The organism is Pseudoalteromonas piratica, from assembly GCF_000788395.1.
Lineage (GTDB): Bacteria > Pseudomonadota > Gammaproteobacteria > Enterobacterales > Alteromonadaceae > Pseudoalteromonas > Pseudoalteromonas piratica.
This window is the reverse complement of sequence record NZ_CP009888.1, coordinates 2,452,889-2,471,230: the sequence shown is the minus strand read 5'-3', so window position 1 is coordinate 2,471,230 and position 18,342 is coordinate 2,452,889. Positions and strand designations below refer to the sequence as shown.

14 protein-coding genes are annotated in these 18,342 nt (G+C 39.8%); 9 read left to right on the top strand and 5 right to left on the bottom strand.

The window, feature by feature from the left end; translation table 11 throughout:
• The first annotated feature begins 3 nt into the window (after positions 1-3).
• Positions 4-2,391 (top strand): phenylalanine--tRNA ligase subunit beta, encoded by a 2,388-nt coding sequence (pheT, locus tag OM33_RS11495; RefSeq protein ID WP_038641852.1) that lies wholly within the window; start codon positions 4-6, stop codon positions 2,389-2,391.
• A 2-nt stretch (positions 2,392-2,393) separates the two neighbouring features.
• Positions 2,394-2,690, top strand: a complete 297-nt coding sequence (gene ihfA / locus OM33_RS11490) for an integration host factor subunit alpha (RefSeq protein WP_038641849.1) — start codon at positions 2,394-2,396, stop codon at positions 2,688-2,690.
• Positions 2,691-2,775: 85 nt separating this feature from the next.
• Here the strand turns inward: ihfA and OM33_RS11485 are convergent, their stop codons facing one another.
• A complete protein-coding gene (locus tag OM33_RS11485; protein ID WP_052140987.1) occupies positions 2,776-3,567 on the bottom strand; it encodes a DUF2989 domain-containing protein in 792 nt (263 codons plus the stop codon).
• 247 nt (positions 3,568-3,814) lie between these two features.
• Here OM33_RS11485 and OM33_RS11480 point away from each other — a divergent pair, with 247 nt between their 5' ends.
• The 6 genes from OM33_RS11480 to OM33_RS11455 all read left to right on the top strand — a co-directional run bounded on the left by OM33_RS11480 (position 3,815) and on the right by OM33_RS11455 (position 11,740).
• Positions 3,815-5,260: a glyceraldehyde-3-phosphate dehydrogenase gene (locus OM33_RS11480; RefSeq protein ID WP_038641847.1), complete on the top strand. Its 1,446-nt coding sequence runs from the start codon at positions 3,815-3,817 to the stop codon at positions 5,258-5,260.
• Between the two features lie 122 nt (positions 5,261-5,382).
• Positions 5,383-6,510 carry a M14 family metallopeptidase gene (locus tag OM33_RS11475; protein WP_038641844.1) on the top strand — a complete coding sequence of 376 codons (1,128 nt, stop codon included), beginning with the start codon at positions 5,383-5,385 and terminating at the stop codon, positions 6,508-6,510.
• Positions 6,511-6,722: 212 nt separating this feature from the next.
• Complete coding sequence (locus OM33_RS11470; RefSeq protein ID WP_038641841.1) at positions 6,723-8,399, top strand: alanine/glycine:cation symporter family protein; 1,677 nt, start codon at positions 6,723-6,725, stop codon at positions 8,397-8,399.
• Positions 8,400-8,450: 51 nt separating this feature from the next.
• A complete protein-coding gene (locus OM33_RS11465; protein WP_038641839.1) occupies positions 8,451-8,774 on the top strand; it encodes a hypothetical protein in 324 nt (107 codons plus the stop codon).
• Position 8,775: 1 nt separating this feature from the next.
• A complete protein-coding gene (locus OM33_RS11460; protein ID WP_038641837.1) occupies positions 8,776-9,057 on the top strand; it encodes a YeaC family protein in 282 nt (93 codons plus the stop codon).
• Entirely contained in the window at positions 9,047-11,740 is a 2,694-nt protein-coding gene (locus OM33_RS11455; protein WP_038641834.1) for a DUF349 domain-containing protein, read from the top strand. The genes OM33_RS11460 and OM33_RS11455 overlap by 11 nt, the downstream gene beginning before the upstream one ends.
• An 89-nt stretch (positions 11,741-11,829) precedes the next feature.
• Here OM33_RS11455 and OM33_RS11450 read toward each other — a convergent pair whose 3' ends face one another.
• The 3 genes from OM33_RS11450 to OM33_RS11440 form a co-directional block, all read right to left on the bottom strand.
• On the bottom strand, positions 11,830-12,288 hold the full coding sequence (locus OM33_RS11450; protein WP_038641832.1) for a DUF4124 domain-containing protein: 459 nt from the start codon (positions 12,286-12,288) through the stop codon (positions 11,830-11,832).
• A gap of 62 nt (positions 12,289-12,350) precedes the next feature.
• A complete protein-coding gene (locus OM33_RS11445) occupies positions 12,351-13,817 on the bottom strand; it encodes a DUF3413 domain-containing protein (RefSeq protein ID WP_038641828.1) in 1,467 nt (488 codons plus the stop codon).
• Positions 13,818-13,821: 4 nt separating this feature from the next.
• Entirely contained in the window at positions 13,822-14,034 is a 213-nt protein-coding gene (locus tag OM33_RS11440) for a YejL family protein (protein WP_038641825.1), read from the bottom strand.
• A 62-nt stretch (positions 14,035-14,096) separates the two neighbouring features.
• Here OM33_RS11440 and yejK point away from each other — a divergent pair, with 62 nt between their 5' ends.
• Positions 14,097-15,107 (top strand): nucleoid-associated protein YejK, encoded by a 1,011-nt coding sequence (yejK, locus tag OM33_RS11435; RefSeq protein WP_038641822.1) that lies wholly within the window; start codon positions 14,097-14,099, stop codon positions 15,105-15,107.
• Between the two features lie 104 nt (positions 15,108-15,211).
• On the opposite strand, the gene rne is transcribed toward yejK, so the two are convergent.
• Complete coding sequence (gene rne, locus OM33_RS11430; RefSeq protein ID WP_038641819.1) at positions 15,212-18,193, bottom strand: ribonuclease E; 2,982 nt, start codon at positions 18,191-18,193, stop codon at positions 15,212-15,214.
• Between the last annotated feature and the right edge of the window lie 149 nt (positions 18,194-18,342).

Genomic DNA, 18,342 nt, shown 5'->3' with positions numbered 1-18,342 from the left:
ACAATGAAATTTAGTGAAAAGTGGCTAAGAGAATGGGTTAATCCAGCAATTGATACTGATGCACTCTCTGAACAACTGTCAATGGCAGGCCTTGAAGTAGATGGTTTAGATCCTGTTGCAGGTGATTTCTCAGGTGTTGTTATTGGCCAAGTGGTTGAATGCGGTCAACACCCAGATGCAGACAAGTTACGTGTAACAAAAGTTGATGTTGGCGAAGACGAACTGCTCGATATCGTATGTGGTGCAGCAAACTGTCGCCAAGGTTTAAAAGTTGCAGTTGCTAAAGTGGGTGCAGTATTACCGGGCGATTTTAAGATTAAGAAGGCAAAGTTACGCGGTCAACCTTCTCACGGCATGTTATGTGCGTTTGAAGAGTTAGGCATGGCTGAGAGCTCTGATGGTATTTTAGAACTACCAGAAGACGCAGTAATTGGCACGGATATCCGTGAATACTTTGGTTTAGATGACGTTACCATTGATGTTGATTTAACAGCAAACCGCAGTGATTGTTTAGGCATTAAAGGCCTTGCGCGTGAAGTAGGTGTATTAAACAGCCTTGATGTTAATAATGTTGAAATTGCCGCAGTAACACCGACAATCGACGATAAAATTGATATCGAGTTAGTTAATCCTGAATCATGCCCTCGTTATTTAGGTCGTGTAATCAAAGGCATTAACTTAAATGCACAATCACCTTTATGGATGGTTGAAAAGCTACGTCGCAGTGGTATTCGTTCAATTGACCCTGTTGTTGATGTAACAAACTATGTATTACTTGAACTAGGCCATCCAATGCATGCTTTTGATTTAAATGCTATTGAAGGTGGTATTAAAGTACGTAATGCAAACGCAGGTGAAGAGCTTGTATTACTTGACGGTAACACTGCAAAATTAAAAGAAAGCACGTTATTAATTGCGGATCACAACAAAGCACTTGCGATGGCAGGTATCTTTGGTGGTGAACAGTCTGGTGTCACTGAAAATACTCAGGATATTTTACTAGAAAGTGCATTCTTCAGCCCACTTGCGATTGCTGGTCAAGCACGTAGCTATGGTTTACATACCGACGCATCTCACCGCTATGAGCGTGGTGTTGATTACAAACTTCAGCATGACGCAATGGAACGTGCAACCCAGTTATTACTTGATATTGTAGGTGGTGAAGCCGGCCCTGTTGTTGAAGCTGTATCTGAAGCGCATTTACCAAAAGCTAAATCAGTAACATTACGTCGCGCGCGTTTAGACCGTGTAATTGGTTATCACATTGATGATGCAACGGTTACAAATATTCTTACACGTTTAGGTCTAACGGTTAGTTTTGATAATGACACGTGGCAAGCAGATGTACCGAGTTACCGTTTTGATATTTCAATTGAAGAAGATTTAATTGAAGAAGTGGCGCGTGTATTTGGTTACAACAATATTCCAAATGTTGCCCCTACCGCAAAGCTAGCAATGACTCAGCATCAAGAAGCTATTTTACCTTTAAAACGCTTCCGCAATGAACTAGTGAGTCGCGGTTATCAAGAAGCAATTACTTATAGCTTTGTTGACCCTAAAGTACAAAGTTTACTTCACCCAAGTGCAGATGCGTTAGTGCTACCACACCCAATTTCAATTGAAATGTCAGCAATGCGTGTGAGCTTACTCCCTGGTTTATTAAGTTCAGTGGTGTATAACCAAAACCGTCAGCAATCGCGTATTCGTTTATTTGAATCGGGCCTAAAATTTGTTAAAGATGATGCTGCTGAAAATGGCATTCAACAAACGCAAATAATTGGTGGTGTGATTTATGGTAATACACACAATGAGCATTGGGGTATTCAATCACAGGCTGTCGACTTCTTCGATATTAAAGGTGATGTAGAAGCACTGCTAAGTTTAACCTGTGATATGGCAAATATTTCATTTGTTGCTGAACAAAATGAAGGCCTTCACCCAGGTCAATCTGCATCAATTTTAAGAAATGGTAAAAAAATTGGTTACTTAGGCTGTATTCACCCAGAAATACAGTCTAAACTAAATATTAACAATCAAGTTTTTGCCTTTGAAATCGAGTTGTTAGGTTTAGAAAACCGTGTTTTACCTGAAGCGGTTGACGTTTCTAAGTTTCCATCGAACCGACGAGATATAGCGGTTGTTGTAAAAGATTCGGTAAATGCTGGCGATATTTTAGAGTCAATAAAAAAAGTTGGCGGAAATCAACTAGTTGACCTAAACTTATTCGACGTGTATAAGGGCAAAGGAGTTGAGGCTGATCACAAGAGTTTAGCGATTGCATTAACACTGCAAAATGCTGAAAGAACGCTTGAAGAGAAAGACATCAACTCAATTGTAGACTTAGTGGTGGCCGAATTGGCTGAACAATTTAACGCATCGTTGAGGGACTAGATATGGCGCTTACAAAAGCCGACATAGCTGAACACCTATTTGTAAAACTGGGTATTAACAAAAAAGACGCTAAAGATTTAGTGGAAAGCTTTTTTGAAGAAATTCGTACAGCACTTGAGAGTGGTGAACAAATTAAGCTTTCTGGCTTTGGTAATTTTGATCTTAGAGATAAAAAAGAGCGTCCAGGGCGCAACCCTAAAACGGGTGAAGATATTCCAATCTCTGCTCGCAGAGTTGTGACTTTCCGCCCGGGTCAAAAACTGAAAACGCGCGTTGAAGTTGGAACCAGTAAAGACTAACTCAGTGTGAAAAGCCAATTCGAAAAAGCCTGCAATTGCAGGCTTTTTATTTGCTTTAAAATTAAAAAATTTACCTTTGTAACAATTATCTTGGCGAGCTAAATGTACCGTCTTCAATACTGCTTAAGGTGCTGTCGGCAAGATTAGCAAGCTCACTCAACGACTTTCCTTGATTGGTGAGTTCATATTCAAGCGGTGCTAGGTCAATGTTTTCAATGCCAGCTTCTTTGGCTACTAATGCCCAAATATATGACAGCTTAAATTCTTCCATTTGGTAAAAAATATTTGTCAGCGCAGTGTAAATCTCAGGTTTTGCAGTCTCACCAGCAGGGTTGAGTTCAAGCGCATGGTAAAGCTTGTCGACAGCCAGTTTATTATCAAACTTTATGTAATACGTCGCGAGCTTATATTGAAATTCAGAGGTTTCAAGCTCTCGCTTTTCGTCCATCGCGATTAACGATTGCATCGCTTGTTCATCGCCATTTCTTGACCAGTGATAATAAAGTAAATGTGGATATTGAGAATTACGAGTTTCTTTGGACAATCGGTTGATTTCTTTTAGCGCAGTAAGATGCCCATTTACACGAGAAGTGGTTTTCTCTTTCAATTTTATATGTTCAATACTCGCTGCCAGCTCGACACATTTGGCGTAGCTATGAAAAGCTGACAATAGTTTATATTTGGTGGCATCATCTGGCGTTTGTGATTCAGCATACCGCCCTAAAATCACTTCTGCACGCTGTGTGTTGCAGTGGCTGTCAGTGTTGAGATCAGCGCAAAACTGAGCATCGTCATCACAAATTTCACGAATACTTTTCGCGTTATCACACCCAACTAATAAAGTTATTAAGCAAAGACTTGTTAGTTTTTTTAACACTGGAGATGGTTCTGTTATTAATCGTATCTAATTAGCTTAGCGAATACTTTTACCAAATGTAATAGGGATGTGTTGATATTTAGTAGAAAATTGTTCTAGCGCAAAACGATTTTGGGTACAGGTCGAAAGTCTAATGCTTAAATGGTGGAAAAAATAATGCATTTACATTAGAATGCACGCGTCTAAAGCACTTCTCACATTAACGCTTTAGGCTATCCGTTCAAAATTTTACGTTTAGGTAGACAAAATGACCTCATCTCACGAGCAAGATTATCTGAATAGCTGGCAGGAACGCCAAGACTTCGCTGAAAGCATGCAACCAATCATTGGTAAGTTATACCGTAACCGCGGTATTGAAATTGCCATTTATGGTCGCCCTTTAATTAACGCAAGTACAATCGACGTTATTAAGGCACATAAAACAGTTGCCCAATTCGAAGACAGCAAACTACGCCTTCGTGAAAGCTTCCCGTTTTTAGAAGCTATTGAAAAAATGGAACTGACTTCAGCACGTATCGATTTAGGTAAGCTAGCGTATGCTTATATCTATAAAAATGCGGGTGAAGGTCGTTCAGTAGAAGAATACCTAGCAGCAGAACTTGCTGAAATTCATAATAAAGAAGACAAAATTGAACCACGCGACGTAGTACTTTACGGCTTTGGTCGTATCGGTCGTTTATTAGCGCGTCTGCTAATCGAAAAAAGTGGTCCACACTCAGATTTACGTTTACGTGCTATTGTTGTTCGTGGCGGTAAAAAAGGTGACCTTGAAAAGCGTGCTAGCTTATTACGTCGTGACTCAATCCATGGTCCTTTCAATGGTTCAATCACTGTTGATAATGAACGTAATGCAATCAAAGCAAATGGTAGCTACATTCAGGTTATCTATGCTAACTCGCCAAGCGAAGTTGATTACACGCAGTATGGCATCGAAAATGCGTTGATTGTAGACAACACAGGTATTTGGAAAGATGAAGATGGCCTAGGCCAACACTTAGCAGCTAAAGGCGCATCAAAAGTGCTTCTTACAGCGCCAGCTAAGGGCAATATCAAAAACGTAGTTTACGGTGTAAACAACAAAGACATTCTTTCTGAAGACACAATTGTTTCAGCTGCAAGCTGTACAACAAATGCAATTACGCCAACGCTTAAAGCATTAAATGATAAGTTCGGTATTAAGAATGGTCACGTTGAAACTGTTCACTCGTACACCAATGACCAAAACCTAATCGATAACTATCACAGCGCTGAGCGCCGTGGCCGCGCAGCAGCACTGAACATGGTTATTACCTCTACTGGTGCAGCAAAAGCAGTATCAAAGGCTCTACCAGAGCTTGAAGGTAAATTAACAGGTAACGCTATTCGTGTTCCTACACCGAATGTATCAATGGCAATTCTTAACCTAAACCTTGAGACTGCAACGTCAGTTGAAGAGTTAAACGAATTCCTACGTGAAACAGCGCTTTACTCAGATTTACGTGATCAAATCGATTACACAGCGTCAACTGAAATTGTATCAACTGACTTAGTTGGTAGCCGTTACGCGGGTGTTGTTGATTCACAAGCGACCATCGTTGATGGTGACCGTGTTGTACTATACGTATGGTACGATAACGAATTCGGTTACAGCTGTCAGGTTGTTCGTTGTATGCAAGATATGGCAGAAGTAACACACCCAAGTTTACCTCGCTAATAATTATTTTGTTTAAAAGCCGGCCAATGTGCCGGCTTTTTTATTCAATTACTCGCATATTGTTTCAGCCAACCAGTTATTTTGGTAGGCTTAAAGTTATTGTGCGTTAGGGAACACAGTTAATGAGAATTACTAGTCAATTTGATAGCGGTAATATCGAGGTACTAAGCCTTGAAAATCGCGAAGATATTCAATTAAAAATTAAAAATGATAACCAGTCAGAATTTTTTCAATGGTTTCACTTCAAACTTGAGTCACAAATCGATTTGTTGCATCGACTAACGATTGTTGATTTAGATAAATCAGCTTACCCAGAGGGTTGGGTTGATTACCAGGCTGTGGCATCTTATGACCGCCAGACTTGGTTCCGTGTACCAACTCGATTTGAAAATAATCAATTAATTATTGAATTCACACCAGAATGTGAACAAGTCTATTTTGCCTATTTTGCGCCATACAGCTATGAGCGTCACCAAGATTTACTTTCTTGGGCACAATCACATGAAAGCTGTACTATCGAAACACTAGGTGAAACCATTGATGGTCGCGATATTTCGGTATTACAAATTGGCGAACCAGCAGATGACAAAAAAGTAATTTGGATGATTGCGCGTCAACACCCAGGTGAAACGATGGCTGAATGGTTTATTGAAGGTGTGCTTCACAAGCTGTTAGATGATGAAGATGCTCATGCAGCTGCGCTGCTGAATAAAGCGGTATTCTACATTGTGCCAAATATGAACCCAGATGGCAGTGTCCGTGGACATCTGCGTACCAATGCTGTAGGTGTTAACCTTAACCGTGAGTGGCAGACGCCTTCAATCGAAAAGAGCCCTGAAGTTTATTATGTGCGTGAAAAAATGTTCGCAACAGGTGTTGATATGTGCCTAGATGTACATGGTGATGAGGCAATACCTTACAACTTTTTTGCAGGCAGTGAAGGGATCCCTCGTTACGATGCACGTTTAAAAGACCTTGAAGATAGCTTTAAAGCGGCAATGTTTGTAACAACACCTGAATTCCAAGATGAGTTCGGTTATCCAAAAGATGAGCCGGGTCAGGCAAATCTAACGGTTGGCTCTAGCTGGGTAGGGCAAGAATTCAATTGTTTATCTTACACAATTGAAATGCCATTTAAAGACAACAATGGTTTACCAGATGTTGATTATGGTTGGTCAGATCGCCGTTCATACTCATTTGGTCAAGACACGCTTGCTGCAATTGTGAGTGTGGTAGATAAATTACGATAATAAAAATAGGGGAGCTTATACCAATTCACTTAAATAGATGAACACTTTAGCGGGTTAAATAACATGCTAACTGCTTTTGAATTTATCAATGTAGAAAAACTACATAAGAAAAATTCCGCCTGGTTATCATTTCATTTCTCCAGCGCTACTTCTGATCACATACTTAACAGAATTGGTATTGCTACCCAAAATAATAATAAGAGGAACAAGTTGTGGAAGCATTTGGCAATTTTTTAGATACGCTAGATGGTATGTTAGGGAGTGCCTTTTGGTTCCCATACGTACTTCTTGGTGTGGGTCTATTTTTCACCATTTACTTAAAATTTCCACAGGTATTGTACTTTAAACATGCCTGGAAAATTGTAAGTGGTAAATACGATAAAAAAGAACACGAAGGTGATACTACACACTTTCAGGCACTAGCAACGGCACTTTCAGGTACTGTTGGTACAGGTAATATCGGTGGTGTAGCACTAGCTATTTCTATTGGTGGTCCTGCTGCGCTTTTCTGGATGTGGATGACCGCATTTTTTGGTATGACTACCAAGTTTGTTGAGGTAACGCTTTCTCACAAATACCGTGTTAAAACTGAAGACGGCACCATGGCCGGTGGTCCAATGTATTACATGGACCGTCGTTTAAATATGAAATGGCTTGCTGTACTGTTTGCAATCGCAACAGTAATTAGCTCGTTTGGTACAGGCTCTTTACCTCAAATTAATAATATTGCGCAAGGTATGGAAGCAAGCTTCGGCCTTGAACCTATGTTAACAGGTGGTGTACTGGCTATTTTACTGGCACTTGTAATCTTAGGTGGTATCAAGCGAATCGCAGCGATTACATCACGAGTTGTACCATTTATGGCGGCGGTTTATATCATCGGTGCATTTGGTGTAATTTTCTATAACATTGAAAATATCGGTCCTGCATTTGCCTCTGTATTTACCAATGCGTTTACGGGCTCAGCAGCGGCAGGTGGCTTTATTGGTGCCTCATTTGCTTATGCGTTTAACCGTGGTGTAAACCGTGGTCTGTTTTCAAACGAAGCGGGTCAAGGTTCTGCACCAATTGCACACGCATCAGCTAAAGCAGATGAGCCAGTTTCTGAAGGTATGGTATCTATTCTTGAACCGTTTATTGACACAATTATTATTTGTACGTTAACAGGTTTAGTAATTTTATCGTCAGGTGCATGGACTGAAAAGTTCGATACACGCTTTGAACGTACCAGTATGGAGTTCATTGATGGCAACTATCACGAGCGCGTTGAAGCGCAGCGTACAGAATTATACGCTTATTTAAATGAGCAAGAATCCAACATCAAACCGTTTAGCGGTAAACTGAGCGTGATTGAAGGTAAAGCTGTTAATAACAACTTTACTGTACTTCATAACCGTTCTGTTGGTGAAGAAATTCGTTTCTTACTGGATGGTGATCACCTGCATACAGGTACTGTTGTTATTGAAAATGGTAATGTTGTTGATAAAAGTATTGTGGTACGTGGTAAATCACTGGTGCATTCAGCAGAATTGACAACGCTTGCTTTCCAACGTGGTTATTTTGGTGAAAATGGGCAATACATAGTATCAATTGGTTTGTTATTATTTGCCTTCTCAACTGCCATTGCCTGGTCTTACTATGGTGACCGAGCAATGACTTACCTCTTGGGTTCTCGCTCAGTAATGCCATACCGTGTATTTTATGTTGCTGCTTTTTTCTGGGCATCATTCGCAGATACTACGTTAGTGTGGAAGTTAGCTGCTGTTGCAATTGTTGTAATGACTCTGCCAAACTTATTTGGCATCATGTTGCTTCGCAAAGAAATGAAGCAAGAAGTTGATGATTATTGGGTGAAGTTAAAAAAAGACAACAGCCAAGAAAAAGAGTAAAATAAAAGGCGCCGAAAGGCGCCTTTTTTAGTTAGCTTTAGGGAGCAGTAAATGGCGAGGATAAGTTGTCCAGCGTGTAGTAAACCAATCTCTGATAAACACAAAGTGTGCCCGCACTGTGATACCGCACTTGCAGGACTTGATGAACATGAAAGGGCTAAACTGGCGAATAGACGATTTGTTCAGCGTAAGCAGGCACTGCTCAATCAGTCTTTTGTTGCGTTGATAATTTTCCTAGGCGGCTTTTTATACCTTTATTCACGAGAGCCCGCAGCTGAAAGCCTTGAACAAATGACAACCTATGGCGCAATAGCTACAGGATTTGTCTGGTACATCATTAACCGTATTCGCATTATTTTATTGAAAAAGTCGTAACATGAATATCGAACATTTAGTTAACTCCCTCACCCCTGAAGTCTTTGCTCGCTTAGAATATGGTGCTTCAACAGGAAAATGGCCTGATGGTACACCCTTAACCGACGCGCAAAAAGAACAAACAGTCCAGCTAGTGATGCTCTACCAAGCAAAAGTGGCAAAAAGCAATGAACAATTTACTATCGGTGAAGATGGTCAAATGGTTCAAAAGTCAAAAGCTGAAATGAAAAAAGAATTTAACCCACAGAACGAGATTGCAAGGTTCGCGCAAGATGATATTTAGTAGTTTATTCACGCCGAAATGGAAAAGTAAAAAAGCATCAGTACGTTTATTAGCAATTAGTCAGCTTGATGCTAATAAAACAAAAGACAACACAATTCTAAACCAGTTAGCGACGAATGATGCTGATGATAAAGTTAAAATCGCTGCTTTAAAACGCATTAATGATATTGCTTTGTGGTGGCAAACGTATAAACAAGAAAACAGCCAATCTGTAGTAAGCGTTGCCGAAAAGGAAATTTTCAGCCAGCTTGCACAACAAAAACCAAACGCAGATGAGCTTGAACTATTGCTAAAGCGTTGTACTAAGTCACAGCAATTAGAAAACTTATTACCATTTGTTAGCGATTTTAATATGCAAGTTTCTTTATTAAAACGCATCGGTAAAAAGCCGTTAATTACTGACTTTTTCGCAAATGCAAATGATTCGCAGCAGCTTGAATTAGTTCCTGTGATGGCGCAATTTCAATTAGATAAAGCAATGGTAAAACATGCTAAACCGGCTCTCGCTGAACAATTAAAACAAGAAGAAGAAAAACGCCAAGAAGAAGCATTGAAACCTATCGAAGTTAGCAAGTCGAGTACCCTAGTACTGGCTAAATTAAATGCATTAAAAGATAAGTTTGATTTCGAAAAATGTAATGCTGAGTACAATCAACTGGTTACACAGTGGGGTGAACTTGAACTTGAGTACTTAGAAGACATAAAAGGTATCGAGGCTAAGTATAACGATATTATTACAAAAGTAGAAAAACACCTTAGTGGGCTAAAAGTTAAATTTGATGAGCAACAAGCTGCAAAATTAAACCAAGAAAAAATTAAATCAGCCGAAGAGACTAGCAAGTCTTTAGTGGAAAGTGGCAAGAACGCACTAAACGCTTTGTTACTTGAGCCAACAACAGACAATGTTTCAACGCTTGAAACAGCACTGAAAGACATGAGTTTACATCTGGCTGAGCTTAATGCGTTACAACAATCAGACACTGAATTGAGAAAGTTCGTATCACGTTTATCTGCTCAATGTGAAGAAATCAAACAGGTGATTGAGTCTTTGCCAGCAATCGCTGCGCAAGTTAACTTAGGTAAAACCTTAGCCATTGCAACAGATTTACACAGTGTTGATGCAGCGCAACAAGCAAAATCACTGTGGTATGAAAAAACGTCAGAAATGTTATCTCAGTTACCTAAACCATTAATGCAAAATTATCAAAATCAAATGCGTGAAATGGATAAGCAATGGAAGACAGCACATAAATCAGTTTTCGCAGAGATAAAGTCGATACAACTTGATGTGAGCAAACAGCTTAAAGACATTAAACGGTTAATTGATGCCGGCCGTTACAAAGTGTGTTTTGGTATCTTCAAAGGTGTGCAAGAAAACTTTGAAAAGTTACCTAAAACATCACAACAAAAACTTGCAGCTGATTATCAATTTATTGATCAAGAACTAACAAAAGTAAACGAGTGGCAGCGTGAAATAAGTTTACCTAAGCGTCACGAGTTAATTGAGGAAGTTAAACAAAAAATAGCGCAAAATGAGACCGATATCGCAGCGCTAAGTCAGTGGATTAAAGTGACACGTAAACGTTGGAATGAACTTGGTTACATTGCAACAGAAGAAGAAAAAACATTAGATGAACACTTTAATCAACAGTTAGAGATTGCGTTTACACCGTGTCGAGAACACTATGCTGCACTCGATGCGGCGCGTGAGCAAAATGTTATTTCTCGCAAGCAACTCATTGCACAATACCAAGAATTAGCACAGAGTTTAAATACGTTAACTCTGAAGGAGTTAGAAAAACAGTATAAACAACTTAAGCAAGATTGGCGCAATGCGGGGGAAATAGATAACAAGCGCTACAAGCAACTACTTGCCGAGTTAAAACCTGTAGACAACCAAATATTTGCCTTTATTCAAGACGCGCATGCAGTTAATGCTGATGCAAAAGCGCAATTGGTTAAAGAGGCACAGACATGCTTAACGGGTGATGATGTTGAAGCGGTTATTGAGCAACTGAAAGCTTTACAGCAACGATGGAAAGAGATTGGCTTTGCAGGTAAAAAGCAAGAAAACCAGCTATGGAACGAGTTTAGAGCTGCAAATGACCAAGCGTTTGCTGTGCGTGATAATGAACGTAAAGCAAAACGTGAACAACAAGATGAAAAACTTGTCGCACTTCAAAATACCTTTAATCAAATTACACAAGATGTAGTTATCGATGAGTTAGAGTCATTAACTAAGGCAAGTGCAGCGCTAATTAGTCTTCGCGATGAACTTAAACAGTCATACTTACTTAAGTCACAACTGGCAGATATGTTAAATTCAACTTTGAATGAGTATCAAGCTAAACAAGTGGCGCTTAAAAACAGTAAAGACAAAGAAAAGATGAAATCACTGTTTGATGCACTTGAACAAGGCGATATTCCAGAAGCATGGCAACAAAAAGAGTCTACCGATTTAACACGTCAGCAAATCACCATTCGCATTGAGTTGCTTAATGACATCGCATCACCAGAATCTGATGTTGCAGATCGTCTTAATGAACAAGTAGTGTTGTTACAGGAAAAAGTAAACGGCGCAGTATTAGACAATGAAACACTATTAAAACAGTGGCTGAGTAAAGGCGCTATGGATGGTGAATCGTTAAAACTGTTAGCAAGAATTAAACAGGCTTTTATATAGTCAATTTTATAATGAGCTTTTAAATATCACTTTAAAAAAGCCACATTTGTGGCTTTTTTTATGCGAAATAAAACGTAAATTGATAGGTGTTATCGTTTGCTAGCCAGCACCGCTTTAAGCCTTTTCAATTCATCTTTTTGAAAATCTATTAGGTCTTTATATTCTTCTTTTATTTGTTTTCGCTTCGCTTTTACTTCTCTTTTTAAAGCCGTTTTTTCCTCTTTTGACATGTGTTTTTCTAGTTGTGACTTTAGCTGTGCTAATTCATTTAGCCGTGCTTTCTTCAGTGTACTTATTTTATGTTCCACACCTTTGATATCAGATTGCACATGTAATATGTGTTGTTTTTTAATGTAGTTATCTATTGTATCTTTTTGAGCGAAAGGTTTTGTACTGGTGTTAACAGATTGAAAGCTCAGAGATTGTTGCTGCTGTTGCTTCTCACATGGAAATTGGCTGAAGACGACACCATCAGGGGTGGTGCATTTATAATAATCTAGTGCTGAACATGTGAATGGAATAATGAGTAGGGCGGTGAGTCGTTTCATAGTAAATCCCTCTATAATCTAGTGACATCCTGTCTGATTACTAGATTATAGAAAGAGAATAACTATTGCTCAAATTGCTTTAATTTCTTTAAGCTTTCAACTAAAAATGGAACTTCAAGATCGCTATCTATTGCAAAGCCCTGTTGCGCTGAAACAGTTTCATGTTTGCCGTCAGACGTAAGTAGCGTTAGCTTATCTTTTTTATAGATGAGCAATGTGTTTCCACTAATATTTACACCAGTATCGTTTTCATTATAGAGATTGTTACCAAGCGTAAATTGCTGCACGTTTTGACAGCTAAACTTATTGGCAAGAATCGAAGTAATAATATCTTGCGGCGTAATAATACCCAAAGGAGCAATATCTTCGGCCATATACAGTGTTGATTTAGACCATGCATTATCTTCATTGTCAGCTAGGGCGAACGCAAAATCAGCTTCGAGAGAGTTTATCTGGGCAAGTTCGCTTTCAGACTTTACATAGTTAACCGTTAGGTTTGCTGTGTCATCTTCAGCTAAGCGTGGCAAGTTGATAAACGAGGCATTTACCTTGTTACTCCAAGCAGGCAAAACCCCCTGTGCACGAATTACTTTTTGATAATAACTTGGAATGCCATAAACCAAGTTGAATAGTGACTCTCGAGGGTTCGCAGGTTGGTAGAAGTTTTCAGTTGTATAGAGAGATTTATCACTTAAGTACTGTGCTAATAATGCGTGATCGTCGAAAACCAAAACAATAGCTTGTGCTGACGTAGTATTACATTGAAGCGGTTTATTTGACGCAACATAAGTGACTTTGTCATTTGCAAAAGTCACTTTTTGCGCTTTGTTGTACTCATCTAAATCTACAAGCTGATAGCGTGCTAATAAGCTCTTTGCTGTAGTGGGATAGGACAAGGGTAAAACATTATCTTGCTTAGTAATATCTAATTTAACATTCGCATCAGCCCAGATATGAAGCAAGTGACTGGCAACAAACGCAGAAATAAAAATCGGCGAGATATAGCGACGAAACGGCTTTTGTCTTAATTCAGTGAGGTGACGCCAAGTGAAATTACTGGCTATAAGCTCGAAGAATAAAATAACAATTATAATGCCGCCCGCAATGATTAACGAGAGGCTAGGATTTGTTGAGATGGTGTCACTAATAAGCGACACAATCTGTTCAAATACTTGCGGTGACAAATGATAGCCGAGTTGAAAATAAACATAGGCATCAAGTGCCAATAGAGACATAGTAAAAGTAGCTATTACCGCTGCCATGCCACGGATGTGCCGTGGATAAGGAAAAATTAGGCTAAGTGGAAAAATTGTCAGCACAAAGCATAAGAATGTCAAAAAGCTAATATGCCCTAACCAATTCAACAACAAAAACATTTTGCCGCTAAATGTCATTGGCATGGGATCGGATACCAAATAAAGGCTGCTTACTAGCAGTGCAAATAAAATATTCGCAAAGGTAAACCAATGACCCCAACTTAATAATTTAGCCGCTTTTGACGAAAACGCTTGTTGTGATGACAAATTCATAGCGTTACTTTACAGAGTCTTTTAAGGCTTGTGTAAAATTATCTATAAGAGCTTGTTTTTGTTTTGCAGGTACTTTTTCATTGATGATATGAGAAAGTGTATTACCAAGCGCCATCAGGCTTAAATCTAACGGAGCTTTGTGGTCTACAAGGGTTTTTAAAAGATCATCAACAAGATTTTCTACTTGCTGGTCTGAATATTTTGATAAGATAGGCATCAATTACGTTCTAATTTTATAAAATTACTCATATTTTAACATTTGAGGCGCGAAAAACAAAGATGACAGTGCAAGTAGAAAGACTCGTCGTTCACTATGTAGACAAAAAAGACGAAACCGTTGAAATACACCTTCGCAATGATGAAATGCCAGTAAATGACAAGGTTGATATTTTCATTGAACAGCTTCACCATGCTTATAATGGTAAGCCAGGCAAAGGGTTTTGTGGTTTTAGCCCAGAAAAAAATGGTGTGGTTAGCTCAAGTATTCAGAGCTATCGCCAAGGTGAAATGCATTTTTACCACTTAACAGAAAAAGCAGCTGATGTTTTAAAAGAAGAGCTAAATAAATATGCTTTTAACGAAACCGGCTACTTAATATTTTGCCATTACCGATTTGTCGCTGACGAATACGTGATGATTGCACTTGTCAACGTAAAAGAACATTACTCAATAAACCAAGAATTAGATTTAACCTCTTCTCGCCATTTAGATATTGCAAAAATGCAATTAGCTGCACGTATTGACCTTAACGGTATGGCTACAGCACTTGAAGACAATCGTTACATCTCATTTATTAAAGGCAGAGCGGGAAGGAAAGTAGCTGATTTCTTTTTAGACTTTTTAGGTTGTGAAGAAGGCATTGATGCACGCCAGCAATCGCAAGCAATGTTGTCGGCGGTTGAAGATTATTTATCTGACAGGCAATTTGATAAATCAGAGAAAGACGATTTACGTAAACAAGTGTTTGATTATTGTTCTGATTGTGTAGCATCCGGCAGTGATGCTGATGTATCACAGCTGTCAAACACAATCAGTCGCGATGAAAGTGTTAGCTTTGATAATTTTTACAAAGAACAAGCGTACGATCTTGAAGAATCATTCCCAGTTGATAAGAAGACGGTAGCCTCTATGGTTAAATTTTCAGGTCAGGGTAGCGGTGTAAGTGTGAGTTTTGAACGTAAGCACTTAGGTGAACGAGTGTTTTATGATAAACACAGTGATACGCTAACGATTAAAGGTATTCCACCCAATTTGAAAGACCAACTAGAACGTTTTTTTGAAGAAAATTAACGCTAGCTAAGCCAATTCATTTAGTAAAATATTCAATTGGCATTAGGCATATTTTAGATAAAAAAAGAGCCGCATATAGCGGCTCTTTTAGTTACAACTTAAGATTAAACTGTTTTTGCCATTGGGGCACTGGCTTTACCAACAGGGCTAATGCTACCTGGACGCATTGCACTTGCTAGCGGCACTGTACGTTCATCATGTGCCATCGCAGTTGGCATTACAAAGCCTTCTGTGATTGCAGCACCTGTTGCTTTAGTCATTGGTGCACTTGCGTGTCCATATGAAGAGCCATTTGTTGTAGCTGTTGCGTTATTTGACTCGACAGCGACTTCGACTGTTTCAACAACGGCTGGCGTTGGTTGTTCAATAACTGGTTCATCCTTAGCAGGCACTTCTTTAACAGTTGACTCATTCGTTTCAGAACTGGGTTCAACAGGTTCTAAGCTATTTGAATCAACAGGTGTTGTACTTGTTAATTCAGGCTCTACTGAGTCTGTTGTAGCAGGTTGCTCAACACGCTCGTTTTCTGCTTTAGTGGAAACTTGCTCAACTTGGACAGCGTTTGCTTCAATTTCAGAAGTCGAAGGGGTTTCTTCAATCGCTACATTGTCGTCTTTTTGCTCTTCAGCCATTGCTTGATCTGCTACCGGAACAAAACCAGGAGATTCAGTCGTTTCAATTTCTATCTCGGACTTATTTTCACTCGGCTTTTTACGACGTTGTCCAGCTGCGCGTAGATGACGAGGTGAGCGACGTGAACGAGTTCGCGTCTCTTTTTCATCTTCTGAAGAATCTGACTCAGCAGGTGCTTCTTGCTTTGCAGATTGTACCTTAGCTGTTTCACTGCTTTTTGGTGCTTCATGTGAAACTGCAGGCTGCTTTTCTTCTGGTGAAGAAACTTCTTCAACTGCAACTGGTGTAACAACTTCAGCTTCAATTTGTGTTGCCGCTGGCTCTACAGCAGGCGTCGACTTTTTCGCTTTAGCTGGTTTTTTCTCAACAGCTTTTGGTTCTACTGGCTTAGTTACGGCTTCTTGAGCAACTGCAGTTTCAGTTGCACTAGTTTCAACTACCGCTGTGTCATTGGTGTTTTCAACACGCACTTTCTTGCGCATGTTTCTTCTCTGACGACGCTCTTTTACCTTAACTGGTTGCTCATTTGCTGTTGTTTCAACTTGTTTTTGCTCTTTTTCCACTTTATTGGCGTTTGAGCGGTTGTTACGACGGCGACGGTTATTGTTCTCTTTTGCGTTACGCTTTTCATCACGTTGTTCGCGCTGCTCCTTTTGCTCATTGGCATTTTGCTTAGCACGATTGTTTGGTTTACGCTGATTACGACGACGGTTGTCATTACCACGTTGGTTATTACGACGACCACCACGTTTTTTCACAGGCTTCTCTGGCTCTTCAGTCGCAAATAAACTGCCAAACCATTTTGCGATTTTCGCAAATAAACCTTCTTTTTTTGCTTCTTTCTTAACTGGCGCAGGCTCACTTGGAACAACAACACCTTGCAGCACAGGCTGTTCTTTTACTGCTTTTTCAGCATGAACGATTGTTTCAACGTTTACTTCTGGCGCTTGAACTTGGTCAAAGCTTACAGTTTCAATTGTTTCGTCTTTCTTTAAACGAATAACTTCATAGTGCGGCGTTTCTAAATGCGGGTTAGGAATAATCACAACGTGACAACCATGACGCTTCTCGATACGACGTACGCTCTTACGTTTTTCATTTAAAAGATAAGTTGCAACTGGTACTGGTACCTGTGCATTTACTTGCGAAGTATTGTCTTTAATCGCTTCTTCTTCTAATAAACGAAGAATAGACAGTGCTAACGACTCATTAGAACGTACAGTACCTTGGCCGTTACAGCGAGGGCAAGTACCTTGGCTTGCTTCACCCAGTGATGGACGAAGACGCTGACGCGACATTTCAAGTAAGCCGAAACGTGAAATCTTGCCAATTTGAACGCGTGCGCGATCCGGCTTTACTGCATCTTTCAAACGATTTTCTACCGCGCGTTGGTGACGCGGCGGAGTCATGTCGATGAAATCAATAACAACTAAACCACCTAAGTCACGTAAACGAAGTTGACGTGCAATTTCGTCTGCCGCTTCAAGGTTAGTATTTAATGCAGTTTCTTCAATATCACCGCCTTTTGTTGCTTTAGACGAGTTGATATCGATTGACGTAAGCGCTTCTGTTGGATCAATTACAATTGAACCACCTGATGGTAAGCGTACTTCGCGTTGGAAAGCAGACTCAATTTGGCTTTCAATTTGGTAGTGCGTAAATAATGGCGCATCACCGGTGTAAAGTTTTACACGATTAATAAAGTCAGGGCGAAAACGCTCAATGTGTGCTTTTGCTTCATCGAAAACGCGCTGCTTATCAATTAAGATTTCACCAATATCACGACGTAAATAATCGCGAATAGCGCGGAAAATTACATTACTTTCTTGGTGGATTAAAAATGGTGCAGGGCCACTTTCAGATGCTTTTTTAATAGCGTCCCAGTGAACAAGTAGTGCACGTAGATCGTATTCAAGCTCTTCGAACGATTTGCCTACACCTGCTGTACGAACAATTAAGCCCATACCTTTTGGTAATTCTAAACGAGACAGCGCTTCTTTTAGCTCTGTACGTTCATCACCTTCGATACGACGTGAAATACCGCCAGCACGAGGGTTATTTGGCATTAATACTAAGTAACTACCAGCAACACTGATAAAGGTAGTGAGTGCAGCGCCTTTTTGACCACGTTCTTCTTTATCAACTTGTACGATTACTTCTTGGCCTTCTTTAACAACATCTTTAATGTTAGGTCGACCGTTGAAGGTGTAACCGTCAGGGAAATAACTGCGGGCAATTTCTTTAAGGGGAAGGAATCCATGGCGTTCTGCGCCATAGTCTACAAAAGCTGCTTCAAGAGAAGGTTCTACGCGAGTAATTTTACCTTTGTAGATATTTGCTTTTTTTTGTTCATGGCCAGGGCTTTCGATATCTAAATCATACAAGCGCTGTCCATCAACCAGTGCAACGCGCATTTCTTCTTGTTGCGTTGCATTGATCAGCATACGTTTCATATTGTTAAACTCTATATATAGTAGTAGAGATTAACAACCATACTTGTTCAGACACCCACGAAATTGTGCAGTCTCACGACTGGGCTGTCTGGGTGGAGTATTACTCCGATTTTCTGTTAAATTGCCTACTGGCAGGTGCTCGGCATTGT